The sequence below is a fragment of the Vibrio sp. 10N.222.52.B12 genome, from assembly GCF_002875385.1.
Classification (GTDB): domain Bacteria; phylum Pseudomonadota; class Gammaproteobacteria; order Enterobacterales; family Vibrionaceae; genus Vibrio; species Vibrio jasicida.
In genome coordinates this window covers 20,111-37,945 of record NZ_MDAW01000150.1, presented here as the reverse complement: position 1 = coordinate 37,945, position 17,835 = coordinate 20,111, and the positions used below count along the sequence as shown (strand labels likewise).

At 45.5% G+C, this 17,835-nt stretch carries 14 protein-coding genes; 7 read left to right on the top strand and 7 right to left on the bottom strand.

Annotated features, from left to right (window positions below; translation table 11 throughout):
- Positions 1-149: 149 nt before the first annotated feature.
- From BCT11_RS23335 to BCT11_RS23305, 7 genes are all read left to right on the top strand, one after another.
- Entirely contained in the window at positions 150-503 is a 354-nt protein-coding gene (locus BCT11_RS23335) for a hypothetical protein (protein ID WP_078609168.1), read from the top strand.
- 12 nt (positions 504-515) lie between these two features.
- Positions 516-1,865, top strand: coding sequence for an HlyD family type I secretion periplasmic adaptor subunit (locus tag BCT11_RS23330; RefSeq protein WP_009704725.1), 1,350 nt, complete (start codon positions 516-518; stop codon positions 1,863-1,865).
- A gap of 3 nt (positions 1,866-1,868) precedes the next feature.
- Positions 1,869-4,100, top strand: coding sequence for a response regulator (locus tag BCT11_RS23325; RefSeq protein ID WP_102389396.1), 2,232 nt, complete (start codon positions 1,869-1,871; stop codon positions 4,098-4,100).
- Entirely contained in the window at positions 4,075-5,499 is a 1,425-nt protein-coding gene (locus BCT11_RS23320) for a TolC family protein (RefSeq protein ID WP_102389395.1), read from the top strand. The genes BCT11_RS23325 and BCT11_RS23320 overlap by 26 nt, the downstream gene beginning before the upstream one ends.
- Positions 5,489-7,075, top strand: a complete 1,587-nt coding sequence (locus tag BCT11_RS23315) for an ATP-binding cassette domain-containing protein (RefSeq protein WP_005453704.1) — start codon at positions 5,489-5,491, stop codon at positions 7,073-7,075. The genes BCT11_RS23320 and BCT11_RS23315 overlap by 11 nt, the downstream gene beginning before the upstream one ends.
- Positions 7,072-9,210 carry an ATP-binding cassette domain-containing protein gene (locus BCT11_RS23310; protein ID WP_102389394.1) on the top strand — a complete coding sequence of 713 codons (2,139 nt, stop codon included), beginning with the start codon at positions 7,072-7,074 and terminating at the stop codon, positions 9,208-9,210. Before BCT11_RS23315 ends, BCT11_RS23310 begins: the two co-directional genes overlap by 4 nt.
- Before the next feature lie 107 nt (positions 9,211-9,317).
- The gene (locus BCT11_RS23305) at positions 9,318-9,674 is read left to right on the top strand and encodes a hypothetical protein (RefSeq protein WP_102389399.1); all 357 of its coding nucleotides are present in this window, start codon (positions 9,318-9,320) and stop codon (positions 9,672-9,674) included.
- A 56-nt stretch (positions 9,675-9,730) separates the two neighbouring features.
- On the opposite strand, the gene BCT11_RS23300 is transcribed toward BCT11_RS23305, so the two are convergent.
- The 7 genes from BCT11_RS23300 to BCT11_RS23270 all read right to left on the bottom strand — a co-directional run bounded on the left by BCT11_RS23300 (position 9,731) and on the right by BCT11_RS23270 (position 17,678).
- Complete coding sequence (locus BCT11_RS23300) at positions 9,731-10,621, bottom strand: sigma-70 family RNA polymerase sigma factor (protein ID WP_038867449.1); 891 nt, start codon at positions 10,619-10,621, stop codon at positions 9,731-9,733.
- 291 nt (positions 10,622-10,912) lie between these two features.
- Positions 10,913-12,172, bottom strand: a complete 1,260-nt coding sequence (locus tag BCT11_RS23295) for a hypothetical protein (protein WP_241909053.1) — start codon at positions 12,170-12,172, stop codon at positions 10,913-10,915.
- Positions 12,165-12,878, bottom strand: coding sequence for an ABC transporter ATP-binding protein (locus BCT11_RS23290; protein WP_102389393.1), 714 nt, complete (start codon positions 12,876-12,878; stop codon positions 12,165-12,167). The genes BCT11_RS23295 and BCT11_RS23290 overlap by 8 nt, the downstream gene beginning before the upstream one ends.
- Positions 12,878-14,113, bottom strand: coding sequence for an FtsX-like permease family protein (locus BCT11_RS23285; protein ID WP_102389392.1), 1,236 nt, complete (start codon positions 14,111-14,113; stop codon positions 12,878-12,880). The genes BCT11_RS23290 and BCT11_RS23285 overlap by 1 nt, the downstream gene beginning before the upstream one ends.
- Complete coding sequence (locus BCT11_RS23280; protein WP_102389391.1) at positions 14,103-15,332, bottom strand: FtsX-like permease family protein; 1,230 nt, start codon at positions 15,330-15,332, stop codon at positions 14,103-14,105. The genes BCT11_RS23285 and BCT11_RS23280 overlap by 11 nt, the downstream gene beginning before the upstream one ends.
- Positions 15,333-15,372: 40 nt before the next feature.
- Entirely contained in the window at positions 15,373-16,119 is a 747-nt protein-coding gene (locus BCT11_RS23275; RefSeq protein ID WP_039978080.1) for an outer membrane lipoprotein-sorting protein, read from the bottom strand.
- A 116-nt stretch (positions 16,120-16,235) separates the two neighbouring features.
- The gene (locus BCT11_RS23270; RefSeq protein ID WP_102389390.1) at positions 16,236-17,678 is read right to left on the bottom strand and encodes a sensor domain-containing diguanylate cyclase; all 1,443 of its coding nucleotides are present in this window, start codon (positions 17,676-17,678) and stop codon (positions 16,236-16,238) included.
- Positions 17,679-17,835 lie beyond the last annotated feature (157 nt).

The window sequence follows — 17,835 nt, the reverse complement described above, 5'->3', positions numbered from 1 at the left end:
ACACCATTCTGGAAAACCAACTTTTTTATCCAACTTTTTTCATACTCATGTTGTTTAACCAAAAAGAGGTAAAAAAAATTTGAAAACGCAATTTAAAGATCCTTAGTTATTGTCATTAAAGCAATTAGGGCGGTGGAACAATGATAAACATGACGAATCTGTTGCGCTCAGTCGACAACAGCCACAAAGGGCTGCAATTGCTATTGGGAGATTTTTATAAGGATTTCAGCAGCGCGGCGATCAACATCGAAATGCTGCATAAACAAAACCGTTTCGAAGAGCTGAGCGGCTACTCAAAAAAGCTGAAAACCATTCTGGTCTTGCTTTGTGATGATGATTTACCACCCAAGATGGCAAAGCTAGAGCATTTAAGTAAGCACCACTTTCCCGCACCTAATGAATTGATTGAGGACATCAAAACTGAGCTCAATAACGTGAACAAACAAATAAGCCAGCTGTTAGATATCGAAAACTCTATCGATAACAACACTGATGATGAATAACAGAGGTGGAGCATGAGTAACAAGCAGATCGAGCACCACCTCAGAAAAGCACTCGTTTCCAACAACGAGTCTTCGAAGGTGACCGCAGACGATACGATCGTGCTAGCCAGTGCGATGACCAGCGTACACAAAACATTGCTGGTTATCTTTTTGCTTTCAATGGTGGCGATCGCCGTGGCGTCTCAAGCTCGTATCGACATTGTGGTGTCGGTGCGCGGTGAGCTATTGCTGGAATCTGACGTAGAAAAAGTGCAACACCTTGAAGGCGGTATTCTCGAAGAAATGTTAGTGCGCAAAGGCGAAGTGGTTTACGAAGGTCAACCTATTGCGCGCATTCGCTCTTTGGATAGAAACACTCAACTCGATACGGTGAACACAGAAATCATTCAGCTTGAGTTAGACAAACTCCGTTATGAAAGCCTGCGCGATATGGTAGAGCCCGATTTCTCTGCCTACATCGAAAAATACCCAGAACTCGTTCAGGTAAATATGAATACCTGGCAGCAAGAGTTTTCCAAAAACCGATCTAATGAAGAGTTGATCACTCACGACATCAATCACAAGAACTCGTTGATTGATTCTATGCTTAAGCGCCGCAAAAGCTCCGAGAACCAGCTTTCTTTGATTCGCAAGCAGCTCAATATCAAGAACACCCTCTATAAAGAAGAAATGGCATCTTATGTCGATGTTCTGAATATGCAGGTTCAAGAGTCAAACATGGTGCGTGAGATTGAAAACCTTGATGAGTCAGTCATGAATGAGCGCTTCCAACTCGACAAACTAGAAAAGCAGTACCGAGACTTGGTGGAAAATCGCAACTCCGAATACCAAGCGCAAATCATTCAAGCGAAGAAAGATCTCAAGTTAAAACGCATTCTTCGTCCTCAACACTCTGACAAAGTGGATCGCCTCGTGGTCTACGCCCCTATTGATGGTGTGGTGGATAAAGTGCACTTCAACTTCCGCTCTGCCGTGATACCGCCGGGGGAAAGTATCGCGGACATTGCGCCGATCAATAACTCCCTTCATGGCGAAGCGAAGATTCCACGTAAAGACATGGGTTTTGTTGAAATTGGACAGGCAGTCAAAGTGAAGATGGACACCTACAACTTTGCCAAGTACGGATTTTTGGAAGGTCGAATCGCGTCGATCAGCCGTTCGTCCTATGAAGAAGAGGACGCTGAATTCTACCTCGCGGAGATCCAAATCAGCCAAAACTATCTAGAGCGTGGAGGCACACAATACAAACTGTCCCCTTACATGGAGTTTACCGCCGACGTGAAAACAGGGTCACGTCGGGTGATCGAATACGCTGCGAAGCCGGTTATGTCGGCTATCGAAGACGCGTTCGATGAGAGGTAATGGATGAGTAACAAACCTTCCTACAATATTTCCGTTCCTGTTATGCGCCTAAGCATTGCTTTCAGCTTGGTGCTGGCTGCACTCGCCTTCTATTTGTATGTTTCTTGGGAAAAAGTGGATTCAGTGGAGCAAGTGCAAAACGCGCCTCTGTTAGTTCAAGCCCAACAACTCAACCAAACCATCGAACTTGATATCCAAACGCTTCAGCGCTGTTTAACCGCGCGTTATTGCAGTACAACAGAGCTCGATTTTAAGGTTCTGAAAAACGAAATTGACCAGTTTAAGTCTCTCGCATCACTCAACAAAACCGAGTTTAGCTTGGTGGGCGCGACCGAATATACGCAGCTTGAACTGGCGATTAATCGCTTCTCGGACAGCTCAAAAACACGTGACGATGTGTTGGCACTGTATCTCTCGCTCACCAACAACTACCTACAAATGGACGACAACTATCGCACCATGTTTAACAACCATGCGAGCGACCTAATGATGGAGAAAAACGAGTTCTTCATTTGGCTATTTATGGTCGTTGTTGTGTTGGTTGGTATCGCCGTGCTATCGAATTTGGTGGCAATCCTAAAACTGAAAAAATCCAATTCGAATGAGCGCGACATTGACCAAGAATTCGATGGGCTTTATCAAGAGCTCAAACAACTGGATTTACAAAGGTTGGAAGAGTTGCTGAATGAAGTGAGCATCAATCCGAAGCAGCGTCAGATCTACTCTCACTTAAAACTGATTTTCAGCAAACTCGAAGAGCAAAAACGCAATAACGATCTCTACAAACAGCTCTATGCTCTGATTGGTTACGAGATTCGTGGCATCACCAACACCATTAACGGCGGCGTGCAATACCTCGTTCAAGAGACCGATGAGAGCGGCGTTTTGATGGCGCAAGATATAACCTCGGCTGCCAATACCCTGTCTGAATTGGCAGAGAACTACAACCGACTCATTTCACAAGGGACCGAGAGCAAATCGAAAGAGTTTTCACTGCTTAATGTGTTGTCTGAATTGATGATTCACATCAGTTCCAAAGTGCAGCGAAATGAAGGTGAGCTAGACTGTTTTATCTCGGATAACTTGCCAAACCGTGTTGAAGGGCAATCCACCAGCTTATTCTGGGTGTTGTTCCTACAGCTATCGAATGCCATCCAACTCAAAGCCGATAAGAAACTGCTTGTCACCATTGAATCGGGCGCAGCGTCAGACATCGAAAACACCCGCTTAACCATCAATCTAAACTTCTTAACCACACTGGATGTGCCGTTTGCCAAGCTCAATACCCTACACTGGAGCGACCATAAACAGCACACCGCAACCAAAGACGATTTGGCGAAAAGCGTGCTGAAAGATTATGGCTATTACGAGAGCCATTGGTATCAATCGGGCAATCAGGAACGTTTTCAAATTCAGCTCGATTTAAAAGCCAAGAGCTTCCACACCGAGAAAACTCGCTTCGACAATAAACGTTTGTTGCTGTGTGCCAACTCTCAGCTGCGCATTGATGTGATGAACAAAATGCTGGTCAACTTGGGCTTAGAGATCACGCCAATTCAAACCCCGAACGAGCTCTTCTCTGCTGCAAAAACCTTTGGCGAATACGATGCCATCATGCTGACTGACACGTTCGAGCCACACAAGCTGCCCTCACTGAGCAAAACGGTAAAATCGCAACTGCGCAATCACCCGAATACCAAGTTGTTGCTTTCGGTCTCTAGCACTCAGCAAGCACAAGAGAGCCATACCTTTGTCGACAAGATTCTGAACTCGCCTGCGACTCCGTATGAGTTCATCCCCAATCTGTTAGCAATCATGGAAGCGGAAGCCTCTGAAGATCAGATGGAGAACAGCTCATTCCTGATTGTGGAAGATGACCGCGTTCAACAGATTCTACTCAAACGTATTTTGAGTAAGCAAGAATACGAAGCCGATACCGTTGGCGATGGCGCAGACGCTGTTCAGCACTTCATGAATCAGCGCTCGGACATCATTTTTATGGACTGCATCATGCCGGGCATGGGCGGTATTGAAGCAACCAAACGCATTCGACAATACGAACAAGAAAGCGGACAAAACCCTTGCACCATTATAGGTGCGACAGCATTGACCAGCAGTAATGAACACCAAGCTTGTATCGAAGCTGGGATGGATTACGTGATCAGCAAACCTTATAAAAACGACGAAATCATCAAGGTGATCAACAAATATGTGGCGGTACAGAAACTTAACTAGCTGCGTATTGGCAGCACTAACATTGAGCAATGCTCCTTCGGCAATGGCGACCACCTTGCTTGAGGCGGTCAAACTCGGCTTGGAAAACAACTTATCTCTGCGCGCTAGTGACAAAGGCGTGGAGGAAAACGAATACAACATCGACATTAGCCGTTCTAAGTTTCTACCCTCTTTAAACGGTGCCGCTGATACTACATGGAATGAAAACGAGACCATATTAACTGGAACACCGGATACGCGTTCTAGCTACAACTCAAACAGCTACAGCGTGTCTTTATCCCAATCGGTGTTTAACCTTAGCGACATCTTCAAATACGGCACCGCGAAGCTGGATTTCAACATTGAAGAAATCAAACACGAGAACAAAATCCAGAGCACCATTTCTGAAATCGCGACGCAATATTTCGAGTACCTGAAAAACAACGCGCAAATCAAAGCCACAAAAGTTGAGCTTAAATCGTCTGAAACACGTGAACGCCAAATGCGTCGCAACGTGGAGCTTGGCAACACTGCGGCGAGCGAGTTGTATGAGGTAATTGCTCAGAAAGAAGGCATTGCCAACCGCTTAAGAGCCTTAGAGAAAGACCGACGCGTAATTTTGAACGGTTTAGAGATTCAAGTTCAATTCCCGGTCACCCCATCGCAGGACATCTACGAAAGCGTGCCTTTGGCAGAAATCAGCGAATCCGAACAACGCGCGATTCTTGAACAAGCGTTGAAGCTCAATAACGACTTATTGGTTGCGAAGAAAACCGTAGAACGCAGCCGAAGAGGCTTGAAAGAAAGCGGTTCAAACTTCGTTCCGACCGTATCGCTCTCTGCCAGTTACCGTTACGACGATGCGAACAACTATGACCGAACCGACCCAACCGCAACAGGGGACAGTAATTCCACCAGCGTCGGTTTAAACTTGAATGTGCCAATTTTCTCCGGCGGTTCGGATTACTACGGTTATCAAAAATCGTCGACTGGCATCGAGCGAACCGAGCTGCTGTACCAAGATTCGTTGTTCACGACGCGCAATAGCGTTAATACCTCGGTGCTCAACATTAATGACTTCTCCCGCGCCATCAGCAGTTACGAGAACATCATCCGTGCAAACTACGCTTCCTACAAAGGCATTCAACGCGCTTACCAGCTTGGTACGCGAACCATTACCGACTTACTGGCAGCGGAAAGTAAACTGTTTAGCGCGCTACGTGATTACGAGAGCGCACGTTATGACTACATCATTGAATCGATCAATCTTGAGCAAATCAAAGGCATGTTGTCGGTGCAATCTATCGAAAGCATCATGCAGTTGATGAGCGATATCGAAGGCAGAAGCAATCAAGACTTAGTTCCAAAACACCTTCTCTCCAAACCATCGATTAAGAAAGGAGGTCGCAATGCAAACTGAGCATTTTTCCCAGAAGATTAACTTCGCTGACAAGTGTTATCTGACTTTCTCAACGGTCATCTCAACACTGTTTGGTTTAGTGCTGCCCTTTTCGATTCTGATTATCTTTGACCGTGTTTTACCTAACCAAGCCAAAGACACGCTGTTTCTTCTGTTTGCCATTATCTTGATCACTATCTTCCTCGATTATCACTTAAAGAATCAGGAAGAGAAGATTTCGTCGGTGATCATGAAGCAGTTCGAGACCAACCTAACCAACAAGGTGTTTCAATCCATCTGTTTGGCTGAGATATCGAAGTTTCGTCGTCTAGAACCTGGTGAATACCTAGAACGTATTGCCACCATTCCAGAAATTAAATCCTTCTTTGGCGGAGAATCTGTACGGGCATTGATCAACCTTGCCGTCAGCATACTGACCATTCTGATTATCGGTCTGATCAACATCTGGGCAGGGGTGACCATCTTGCTCGCCTCCATCATTTTGGCGGTGTTCGCACTCAGCCTCTCCAAGCAAAAAATCAACAGCCTAGAAAACAAATCCGACATCGAAGGCTTAACCACCTCAAAAATCATCGAGATCATCTCTAGCCCACTCGATATCAAAGCGCGCAATATGGAATATCGCGTTGAGAGCCTCATGACACAAATGGTGGAAGAGCGTGAAGTCGAGAACATCAAATACGAGCAAATCGAATCAAACTTCAGCCTTATCTTGTCGCTCATACAACAGCTCTCCATTGCTTGTGTGGTGGTAGTTTTGGCAACGGCAGTTATCAACATGCAATCGAGCCAAGGCATCATGGCAGCCATCATCATGCTTACCAACCGCTACTTCGCCCCATACCAACAAGTGATGCGCACGGTGAGCCGCTGGGAGTTGAACAAGCTTCATATTCAACGTATCGCCGAGCTGCTTGAGCTTGCTGCATCTGTAGAACAACAAAATGATACGACAGAAGTCGAGCGCATCTCGGTGAAGTATTCGGAAAAGCAACGCATCGAGTTTGAACGCGGTCAGGCTTACTTGCTAACGGGGAAAAGCGGCGCAGGCAAAACCCACCTCGCCAATTGCATTACGCGGCAAAACACCGACAGCAAGCTCGATATCCAAATCAACGAGACACCGCTCGATGACGTCAACTACAACGTCTGGCGTAATAGCGTGCTCATGGTCGACAAAACCAGCTCGTTCGTCGAAGGCACCATCATAGACAACTTGACTTGTTTCCGCCCGAGCTTAAACAACACCGCATTTGCGCTTTGCGAAACCATGAACATCAAAGCACAAATCGATGCCCTTCCCGCAGGTTTTTACACCGAGCTTAAAGGACATTTACGCAACCCATTCTCACGCCAAGTCGCTTATGCCTTGTTGTTAGTGCGTGCCTTACTTGCGAACAAACGTGTGTTGATCTTCGACGACATCGACTGTGTTTATGACGACGACTTTGCTCGATTGGTTTTGACCAGTACCGCCTATCGCGCCAACGACAAAATCCTAATCATCGTCAGCAATAAGATGGACAAACTCAATCATCGCCTCAAACGCGTCAAACTTACCGGAGGTGACCAATGAGTATTTTGGTTGATTTTAATAATGTCCCTCAGCGCTTGTTGGACTTTGAGGCTCGCAGTTATGACGAGCGATACAATCAGTCACCTTTGATTCGTGGTTTAGCTTACACCCTCATTGCGCTTGAGTGGGAAGGCACACCTTCTATCCTCAGTGACGCTTTTATCCCTAAACCAAAAGACAGCGACAGTTTTATCGCTACGATTGAACGCCTTGGTTACCGTTGTGACGTCACCAAATTAAAAACATTGGAGCACATCGAGGGGCACCCTCATCCTTGTTTTATCGAGATAGAAAACCTCACTGCGATTTTCTTGGGCACCAAAGACGGCAAACTGATCCTGTTTGATTACACCAATAACAACACCATTGAATACCCGCTCTGCAAGAAGCCGTGCTTGTTGGTCTCGATCAGCGAATACTCCCGCTTGTTCCGAGAGCCGCCACCAGAATCTCAAGACCGCAGTAACTGGATTAAATACGCGTTTTATCGCTACAACAATGAACTCAAAAGCCTGATTATCCTCAGCTTCGTGATCAGTATCTTGGGCGCACTCCAACCCTTCTTTATCATGAGTGTGTACAACTTCGCCTTGACGTCTAGCTCGCAAGCCACGCTCTATTGGCTCACGTTGTTTGCGGTGATTGTTGGATTCTCGGAATACTTTTTTAAGAAAATGCGGGTCAACATCATTGCCACGTCAGGTAAGGACTTGGCGGTACACATTTCTCAAGCGGTTATATCCAAGCTGCTATGGCTCCCGTATGCGATGACATCCACCGCCGGCGTGTCTTCTCAGTTGGCACGTTTAAAAGACATCGACACATTCCGCCGATTAGTAACGGCAGAATCAACCTTGAGCTACTTCGACATGCCGTTTGTTATCGTGTTCATTGTCGCGATTGCCATCATGTCAGGAACCGCTGCATTGGTCGTCATGGCGGGTTTGATTCTGATGCTGGTGTTCTGTGTTTATTCTCGTTACATCTACTCACAAGCCACGTCTAAGAGCTCTCGCGCCAACGCCATGGTTTCTTACCAATGGAATGAGATTCTTCGCGGCATCAAAACCATCCAAGGCTTGCCACTGTTGCGCGTTATTCAATCTCGCTTCAGCGCTTCACACATGCAAAGCACAAACGATGCAGAAAACGTTGCCGTCACCAACAGCAAGGTTCAAGCCGCAGGTGGCAGTTTGATTCAGGTGATAGGTACCGCAAGTATCGTGACCGCGGTTATTGGTGTAATGGATGGAACGTCTGACGCTGGTGCCATGCTTGCAACCGTAATTTTAGTCTGGAAGGCGTTAGGTCCGATAATGGGTATCTACAACTCCATATCCAAATTCCAATCCATTAAGGCGTCCTCTGCGCAAATCAACAACCTGATGGCAATGAATGACGACAAGCTAACGTTAGAGAAAAGCCCCCCTATTCGCCTGTTCCAAGGCAGCATTGTCGGCAGCGGTGTAAGCCATCGCTACACTGGCGCGGCAACAGGCTTAACCAATCTCGGGTTTAAAATTGCCCCAGGGGCGAAAGTGGTGATTTGCGGACCGACTGGTTGCGGCAAAACCACGCTAATCTCCATTCTTGCGGGTTTAGAGGATAGATACCAAGGCGCAGTGTCGGTAGACGGCTACAACATCAAACAGTTCAACAGTTATCGCTACCGAACCTCGATTAACTACATCCCGTTTAATTTGCATATTTTTGAAGGCTCTCTGGAGACTAACTTCATCTTGCATAATGGACTCATCCCTACAGAAAAGATGCAAGAGATGGTGAGCTTTTTCGAACTGGATGCGTGGTTGCCAGAAGGATTGAACACTCAGCTAAGCGTAGATAAATGCAAGAATTTACCTAACGGTATTCAACAGAAATTGCGCCTCGCGCTGGGGCTTGGAAGCTGTGAGCAATCACTGATCATCATCGATGAGCCATTTAATGGCGCTGAGCAAGAAAATGCCCAGTACTTCAACCGCTTGTTCACCGATAAATTGCTAAACAAAACCGTGGTGTTCTCTACCAACGATCCGAGCTTGATCGCCACTTCGAACATGAGTTTGGTATTAGAGCCAGACGGCAACTTGAAATATTTTGGCTTAACAGACAAATACTTAAACAGCTTAAGTTAATACTGTGGCGCTTATTCACAAATCCAGCATTACTTAATGAATGCAATTGACAAACATATAGACCAAAGAGATGATTCGCATGGACAAGACGTATGATAAGGGATGAAATGTACACATTCGTTGCTGACAAACTCGATACCGTTTATTTATCAGCGATTCCAGACAGCCATGATTTTCAGGATTGTGATATTCCGGAGGAGGAACTCGAGATCCGAGAGATTATTGACGTTTGGTATGAAAGTGCTTTCTTGCCTGATTTTAATCTTCAACGTATTGAAATTGAAAACAAAGCGCAGCTCGTTGAAACCCAAAGTCATGTCATGAGCAAAGACACAACCACCTTGGCTTTTTTGCTTAAAAATAGAGTTTATCGAGCAGCCCTTAAAAGAGTATTAAGTGTATGGACTCGAGAACAAACCGCTAAAACGCAATTACAACTGCTGTTGCTGTCCACTGAACAATGAAAAAAGCCAGCTAACTCGCTGGCCTACGTACCGTTCTTCTGAGATTAGCAATCTCACTACACCCACCCATCAAATTTCAAACGCTTCTGAATACGCTCAACCGCTTCTATTTGCATTTGGCGCACTCGTTCGTTCGAGATATTTAGCAAACCACCCACTTCAGAAAGAGTCTTAACGCTGTGTTCAAACAAACCGAAACGATGGATTAAGACTTGTTGTAACTTTATCGGCAATGTATTGACCACGTGCTCTAACGCTTGAGTAAAACACTCATCTTCACAGTCTTGCTCAGGGTCTGGCGTATATTTACTTTCACAATGGTCAAGAACGAATGGCGCATGTTGCAAATCAACCGTGGTAGAAACATCAATAAAGCCACTCAAAGCAACCAATTCATCAACTCGCTCGACTTTAACCCCAGAACAGTTAGATAGCTCTGCAATGGAGATGTCTTTACTCATGCTTTTACTCGCGTCGTGTTTTTTGGATGCTAAGCTGTTTATCTCTTTGCAAACATGAACAGGGAGTCGAACCGTACGGCCATTATTCATCAATGCCGCTTCGATATTTTCGCGAATCCACCAAACAGCATAGGTCGAAAAGCGGAAGCCTGGTTCTGGATCAAACTTATCGATGGCTTTGATCAAGCCGATGTTGCCCTCTTCAATTAGGTCAAGCAACGTGAAATTGTTACCAGTACGTTTTAAGTAGCTTTTTGCAATTTTCACCACCAAACGTAAGTTAGACTCAATCATGACCTCGCGCGCTTCTTTATCACCCGCACGATTAAGCTTGGCGTAATGCAGTTCATCTTCTCGAGAGAGTAAATCAATCCCCACGATGTCTTTTAGATAATGCGCGTAAGGATCTTTACCTGCAGAAAGCGTTTCTTTCATTGGCATCTCATCCGTGACACCTCGGGACCTAGCAAAACACTCGTTGTTCATTTCCCCGTCCTTATAAAGCCAACTTTATTTGTGTAACTCTTTGGCTACTTTTCTACGTGGCTCAATTAATATACCACCCAACGAATAACATTCGTTTTACGTTGAGTGTAGACAAGGCTTTTTAGCTTTACCAAGAAATTGCATTTAATTTCATATCAACCCTGCACTCAACTGTCAAAGCGTGAGCGGGTTGGTATTTATGGAGCAGCATTCAGTATCGTATTTACATCAGAGTTGATAGCAGAGTTTCACTTACTAACTGTTAAATAAATTCACTTTTAAAACATATATTTAAAAACTGTATTTAATATTAGCAAACAACAAAGTCGCAGGTACTTCGCCAAACAAACTGCCACTGCTACCGTTAAAGCTTTGGATTACCGTGAGCAATTGCCAGTCATTAGCAAGGGAGTAGTTACTCGATATCCCAAGGAAATAGGAATGATCATCGTAGTAACTGGTTGAAAACGTGACGCGGTTTAGAGGTGTTAAGTCAAAGCTCACATCGGCGTACCATGTATTTCGTGTAAAGCTCAACGTTTTTGCATCGAGAGGAAGGTTCAAATACGCCAATGCGCTTGATGCATCTTGCGGCTCAGAGATAAATAACCACGCTGTACGCCCCATCCAGCTGCGTTTGCCGCCAAAGCTGTAATCCGATTCAATACTGGCAACTGTGGTTTTTCTGGTCGGTTCACCCTCAAATTCTGGATCAATGGGATCAAACCACGTGAGCTCTCCACGAAAACCCGCATCAAACACATCCGTTGCAAAACCAGCACCGAGTACGTAATCCATCCGAGCTCGCCCTGCAATAAACTGATAATCCCATCCCGATTGATTGGCGAAATAACGCAGTGAGGCACTGTCTTGCCCTGACTGACGAGCTGGTGAAAACACCAAATCTACGCCGTCGGCAAAGCCCAGCTTTCTGCTCAGCATGACCGCATCCGTGCCTGCCCGCTCTTCATAGTCAAAATCGTAAATCGAATACGCATTGTAGATATCGTTTGGATTCCATATCGTATTCATCGACCAATTGATACGAAAGCGCCCTAGTTGCGCTCCCCAGTCATTTTGCTGCCAAGTGAGATATAGACGATCAAGCTGACTGTTAATGACCACATCATCTTCATGCCAGTTTTTGCTTAAATCCATGTAACCAGAATCCAACGCGACCAAATCGGCATAGCCAGGAAAGTCGGTAGAATCGCCCCAAAGTGCTCGATTTCGTAGCCCAACATTCACACGCCAGCTAGAGGAAAAACGGTATTCAAAGTTAAGTCGATTGTGTATCAAGTTATCGAACGTATTATCAGTGCCATCAGGAATACTGTAGGTTGCCATGTATTTGATGTAACCATCCAAATCCCATGACTTTTGAGGCTCTAACCCGGGAACAGCAGACAAGGCAGGACCAGCCTGAAGACTAAGCAATGAAAGACTTAACGCCTTAATAAACACTGCATTTACTTTTGTTCTGGGCAAGTAAGTATTCAATCGGATAGCTTTAGTGCAAGTCGCAGACAAATGGGAAATAGCTCTATGCATGCGACCTCTCTGCGCGATTATCGATATTGCTGAAATCACGCGCTAAACGGCCGTCTTCAAACACGATAATTCGGTGTGCACGTTTTATCACCCGCGGATCGTGGGTCGAGAAGATAAACGTCGTCCCCTCTTGCTCGCTAAGTTGCTCCATAATGTCGAGCAGCTCCGCGGTGCTTTTGACGTCTAGATTGGCAGTAGGTTCATCCGCCATGACAAAACGAGGCTTCGGCGCTAAAGCACGGGCAACCGCAACACGTTGTTGCTGCCCACCAGACATTTTGCCTGGCACCTTATTCATCTGTTCCGCCAACCCTACTTGTTCAAGTAAAGACGTCGCACGTTCACGGCACTCTCGCTCGGTTTTACCTTGCAGCTGCATGACGAATTCCACATTCTCAAGCGCGGTTAACACAGGTAACAAACTGTAGTCTTGGAAGATGAAGCCTATATTATCGCGACGATAGGCAATCAGTTCTTTTTCTGACATCGATGAAATCATGCAACCGTCGATTTCCACTTTGCCTGAGCTTGGGGCATCAATACCTCCAATCATGTTCAGCAACGTCGTTTTGCCCGAACCGGATGGTCCCATGATCGCAATAAATTCACCCTGCTTAATCTCTAGGTCTACCGACTGCACTGCGTGAACAGGGTAATCACCATCGGCGTTGTAAATCTTAGTTAGGTTTTCTAGTTTGATGGTCATTAGCTTTTCTCCGCCATGGCATCCACAGGTCGATGCTTCAAAATTTGTCGTGCGGGATACAGGGCTGCGATAAGGCTGGCAACAAAAATCGCGACAATGATCATTTGATATTCCGTTATCGATACCCGTGGATAAAGCAAGGTATCCACGCCATAAGCCCCTAGCCCTTCCGCCATGCCAGCCAGCGACAATCCGGTAACACTTAGCACCTTAAGCATAATTGCACTCCCGAGTAACCCAAGCGCACAACCGCTTAATCCGAGGAACAAGGTTTCGAAAACGATCAACAAGCGTATCTTGTGTTTTTGCATGCCTACAGCCATTAACACACCGAACTCTCGCGTACGCTCAAACACCGACATCAGCATGATATTAATGATGCCAAGAGTCATCGCCAGCACAAAAACCACCAGCATCACTTGGTTGGAAACATCCATTGTGCTCATCATGGTCGAGAGCAAAGGTTGGATCTCTTGCCAAGGTCTCACACTGAGCAAGTCTTTACTTTCCGGCAGTAAAATAGAATGGGTGAACTCCAGTAACTGCTTGAGCTCAGCATCGTTATTAGAAGTAAGGAGTATCGCAATTTCGTGCGTGCCACTCAGCCCCGCTACCTTTTCAAGATCCGCTTTGCGGACGTAAACATTCCCGTCATCAAATCCTGTCGATGGTGTTTTGAATATACCTCGAACACGAAATGCCGCGCCTGCGACCTCCCCGTTCACATCAGACAAAGTGAGTACGACTTTGGAACCAACGCGTAGCTTCAATCGTTCGGCTATCTTGCTCGAAACCAAAATCGAATTTCTGCCTTCTTCACTCAGCCATTCCCCGTCGACAATATGTTTCGAGAGTGGCGTGATGTTTTGCTCTTGCTCGATATTAACGCCGTTGATGCGAATACCACGTGTACTGCGCGCCGACGCTATCATGCCATCTGCTAGAAATCGCTCAGAGATGGCTTTCACTTCTCGGTTACTCGCCAACACTTTGGTTATCTTATCCGCATCGGGAATTACATCTTTAAGCTCAGGATTGACCAAATAGGACTTTTGCTGGATCTTCAAATGACTGGTTTGCCAAGAGATGGCGTTCTTGATCATGCTATCGACCAAGCCATTCATGAAACCCATCATGGCAACCACGCCCATCAGGCCAAATACCATGGCTCCGAGCATAATTGAGGTTCTCAACTTATTGCGCCACAAGTTACGCCACGCCAACTTAACCAGCATGAGCACCTCCTTTTAACCCTGCCGCAATGGGCATTTGAAGCATGCGAACCATTGGGTAAAGCAAACACAACAAAAGAATGAACAGCACGACGACGATTTGATTGAGCAGTAAATGTGGATCGAGCGAAACGGGCACAATAGGTTCAAAACCACTTTCGCGCATGAGCTTGGCGGCATCGCCGGTAATTTCGATTGGATTAAAATAGAAATACCCCAACACGGGAGCACTCACAATAAGCCCAATAATGATGCCAATTATGGACATAAACAGAGACTCTATCGTGAGCAGAAGAACGAGTTTGGAGCGCAACATTCCGGTTGCCAACATAACAGCGAACTCACGTTGGCGTTCTAATGTCGTCATTAAGATTGTCGCGAACAAGCCAAAACCAACAATGCCGTAGAGAATATAAATCAAGAAAATACCGCCCGCTTTATCCAAGGCGATTTGCTGTGCCATTTCAGGCGACAGCTCTTTCCAATCTTTCACGGCTACGTTATCGCCATACTCGGCTTTAAGCTGTTCAACGGTATCAGGTAGATCTCTTAGACTCTCAGTATTTAAAACCCATGCGGTGACTTGGTCATCCAATGAATACAGGTTTTGCGCAGTATCGAGCGGCATGTACACCAACTGAGAATCAAGCTGCTGCAAAGGAAAATGAAGAATGCCCGAGATTTGATACAAACCTGCCGCGGTCTGTCCTCGATAACCGGCACCGTAAAGTACTAATTCATCACCAACCTTGAGTTGTAAATAATTCGCTAAACCACCACCAACTAGCACTGATTTTTGCCCCGATTGGATGTAGCTTCCCTCAATCAACTTGTCGCTGATATTGGAGTACTGGTCTTCAGCTTCAGGCTCAACGCCTAGTACCATCACGCCTTTTGAGCGTTCGTCTTTTGCGGCTAAAGCAAAAGACTCTACCCGAGGTAATACCACATCAATATTAGGATTGCTTTTCGCCGCTGAAATGAAGGTGCTGGTTTGCGGCAATACATCATCAATACTTGAGGAATCACTAAACTTTGGGTTCTGTAACTGAATGAGCCCTGTGTAGAATTTGGCCGCGTTTTTAATATTGGCGCTATAACTGCCCTCTTGGAAAGCACGAGTAATGAGAGAAAGGAACAAAACCAAAGCCAATGCAGAAGCAGTCAATAACGTTCTGCGTTTTTGTCGCCATAAGTTTCGCCACGCCAGTTTCACCAACATTTGTCTATCTCCTCACAAGGATCTTAACCATCAAATGAGTCTAATCACGTAAAGACTTCATTTGCTGCTGAGAGAAAAAACTGTCATCGATATCAAAATCAAACTGCGCTTGGTGAGTAATGAGTACGGTTTTGTTTTCTGGCTTATCAAGCGGCTGCATTTCCATTCTGGTCGCCAATTTTCTCCCGCCGAGCTCTTTCACATCATAAGTCGTCATCACGTTCACTCTCTCATCAAACTCATCGTAGAATTCCACTTTGCGCTGCAGATAGGTCGATTTGGAAATCCACAACGTTACTTTGCTCCAAACCACGGGAGCATCGGGCTTAGCAACCGCATCTATCACCCAAACCTTATCGCCATCAAATGTATCCTCGCCTTTCAATTGATGCTGATAATCGACCACAATGGAAGACTGGTTGATCAAGTCATCGTTGGTGAAGTCTGAGCCCATCCACGACTGGCTCAACATAGATGGCGCAATTTTGATGACGCGTTCAATACTCGGCACCCAATTCCACATTTCGCGCTGGCGTTTCAACGAGGCACTTCCTTTGTCCTTGGCCGGTGCTGTCACTAATACGAGCGATAAATCCGTTCCTTTAGTCCAACTTTTCATTGTCATTGAACGTGTCCAATCAGGCCGAACAATCTCCATTGTTGATTCGCTGTAGCTCGAGTCGCCTCGCATTGCTTGATCTGACTTTTTAACAATGTCGGAGGCACTTTCCGCATGCAAAGAACATGAAGCAGTAACACAAAGTAGAGATAATAAGGCTTTATACATGACATACCTCAATGTTAGAAAAACAATGATTTACTAAAAAAATAACAATGAAAACAGTAGGTTCAAATCAGTATAGCAAGCGAGATGGAGGGGGTAGCGAGAGGTGGTTCAAAGTTTTACTGAACCTTACGAAGTAACGGCTCAACGTTAGTTCTATTAATGATCTGAAAAACAGCGCGGTTCTTACCATTGGCCTTACCGCAATACATAAGTTGATCTGCGTCTTGTAAACTTAATTTTGCATCGAATGTTGGATAGAAAGCGCATCCTAGGCTGACACTAACGTGCATAGTTTTTCCATCTAGCAATATGGGAAAATCGTTTATCCGAGCACAAATTTCCCTAGCAAGCACTTCTGCTTCTTCCGCGGAGAGTGCTGCTGTCACCAAAGCGAATTCTTCACCACCAATACGAGCAAGCGTCATGCGCTCATCAGTAACGGATTGCGCGGTATTCGCAACCGCGACGATCGCTTTGTCCCCAACTAGGTGACCAAACTGGTCGTTAATCGACTTAAAGTCATCGATATCAAACACCATCACAGTCAAGTTGCTGCGCATGGCGCTCAGCGTAGAAAGTTGCTCTATCAAATGACGGCGGTTGTAGAGCTTTGTCAAAGGATCAGTCAGGGTCAATTCGAATAATTGTTGGTTGGCGAGCGTTAACTGCCGAGTCCGTAACTCGACAGTTCGTTTTAATGAAAAGATATGAAACATTGCAGCTATGATAAGAGCAAAAACGGCAACGGGGACAAGGTAAGTGGGGTATACGGTTTTCACATGTATCCAGCGGCTTAAGATGCGATCTTTATCCGTTTCTAGCACTCGTTCAAAGGCATGTGAAATTTTTGCAATGGACATAGGGCTGCCAACTCCTGCTGCAATTCTTAAGTCTTTACTATAAAGATGCAACGCAGGAACGAATGTCAGGCCCTCCGGCACGGTTGCCATGTAAAAATTAGTGACTTGCATATCAGCTACGAATAGGAAAATTTTCTTCTCTGCCGCGGCACGCAGCATCGCATCATTATTTGCATAAAGGGTGAGTGTTGCTTTCGGGTATCTTTGCCGTACAAAGAACTCTTCGTAGCCACCTTTTACGATGCCCACTTCCATTGCCGAGTCGCCCTTAAGCACCGCATTGATTTCAAGGCCCAGTATGTCCTTGTTGATATACAGTTGGGTATCAATTGGCATGATCACCGAGCCAAAGTCTAAATAGGCATCCCTCTCTCGTGAATAAATCAACCCGGCATGAATATCAGCCTTGCCCTCTTTCACGGCTTGTAACGATGCTTCCCAGTCTAAGAGTAGAAATTCTACGTGTAGATGATTTCGAGCTGCAAATTCTTTCCAAAAGTCGATAAGAATGCCTTGAGGTTCACCATCTGGCGTTAGGTAAGAAAAAGGTTTCCACGCTTTAGAATTGGCGACAACAAGTGTATCTTGCTGCGAATCATGGCTATAACAAGCAGCACTGTACAACACCGTCATCACCAGCGTTAAAAAGAGCAGCTTTGTGCTTTTCCAACCATAAGAACTATAACGTAAGAGGTACATACAAACTTTCGCCAACCTTAGGTTCATCTCGTCTAAGACTTCAATCGAACCTAAGATATAGCAGAGACTTATCAAACTGGTAGAACACCTTATTGATATGAATCTAAATTAATACACATTTTCTCAAAAATGATACTTTTTAACTATTCGTTACTGC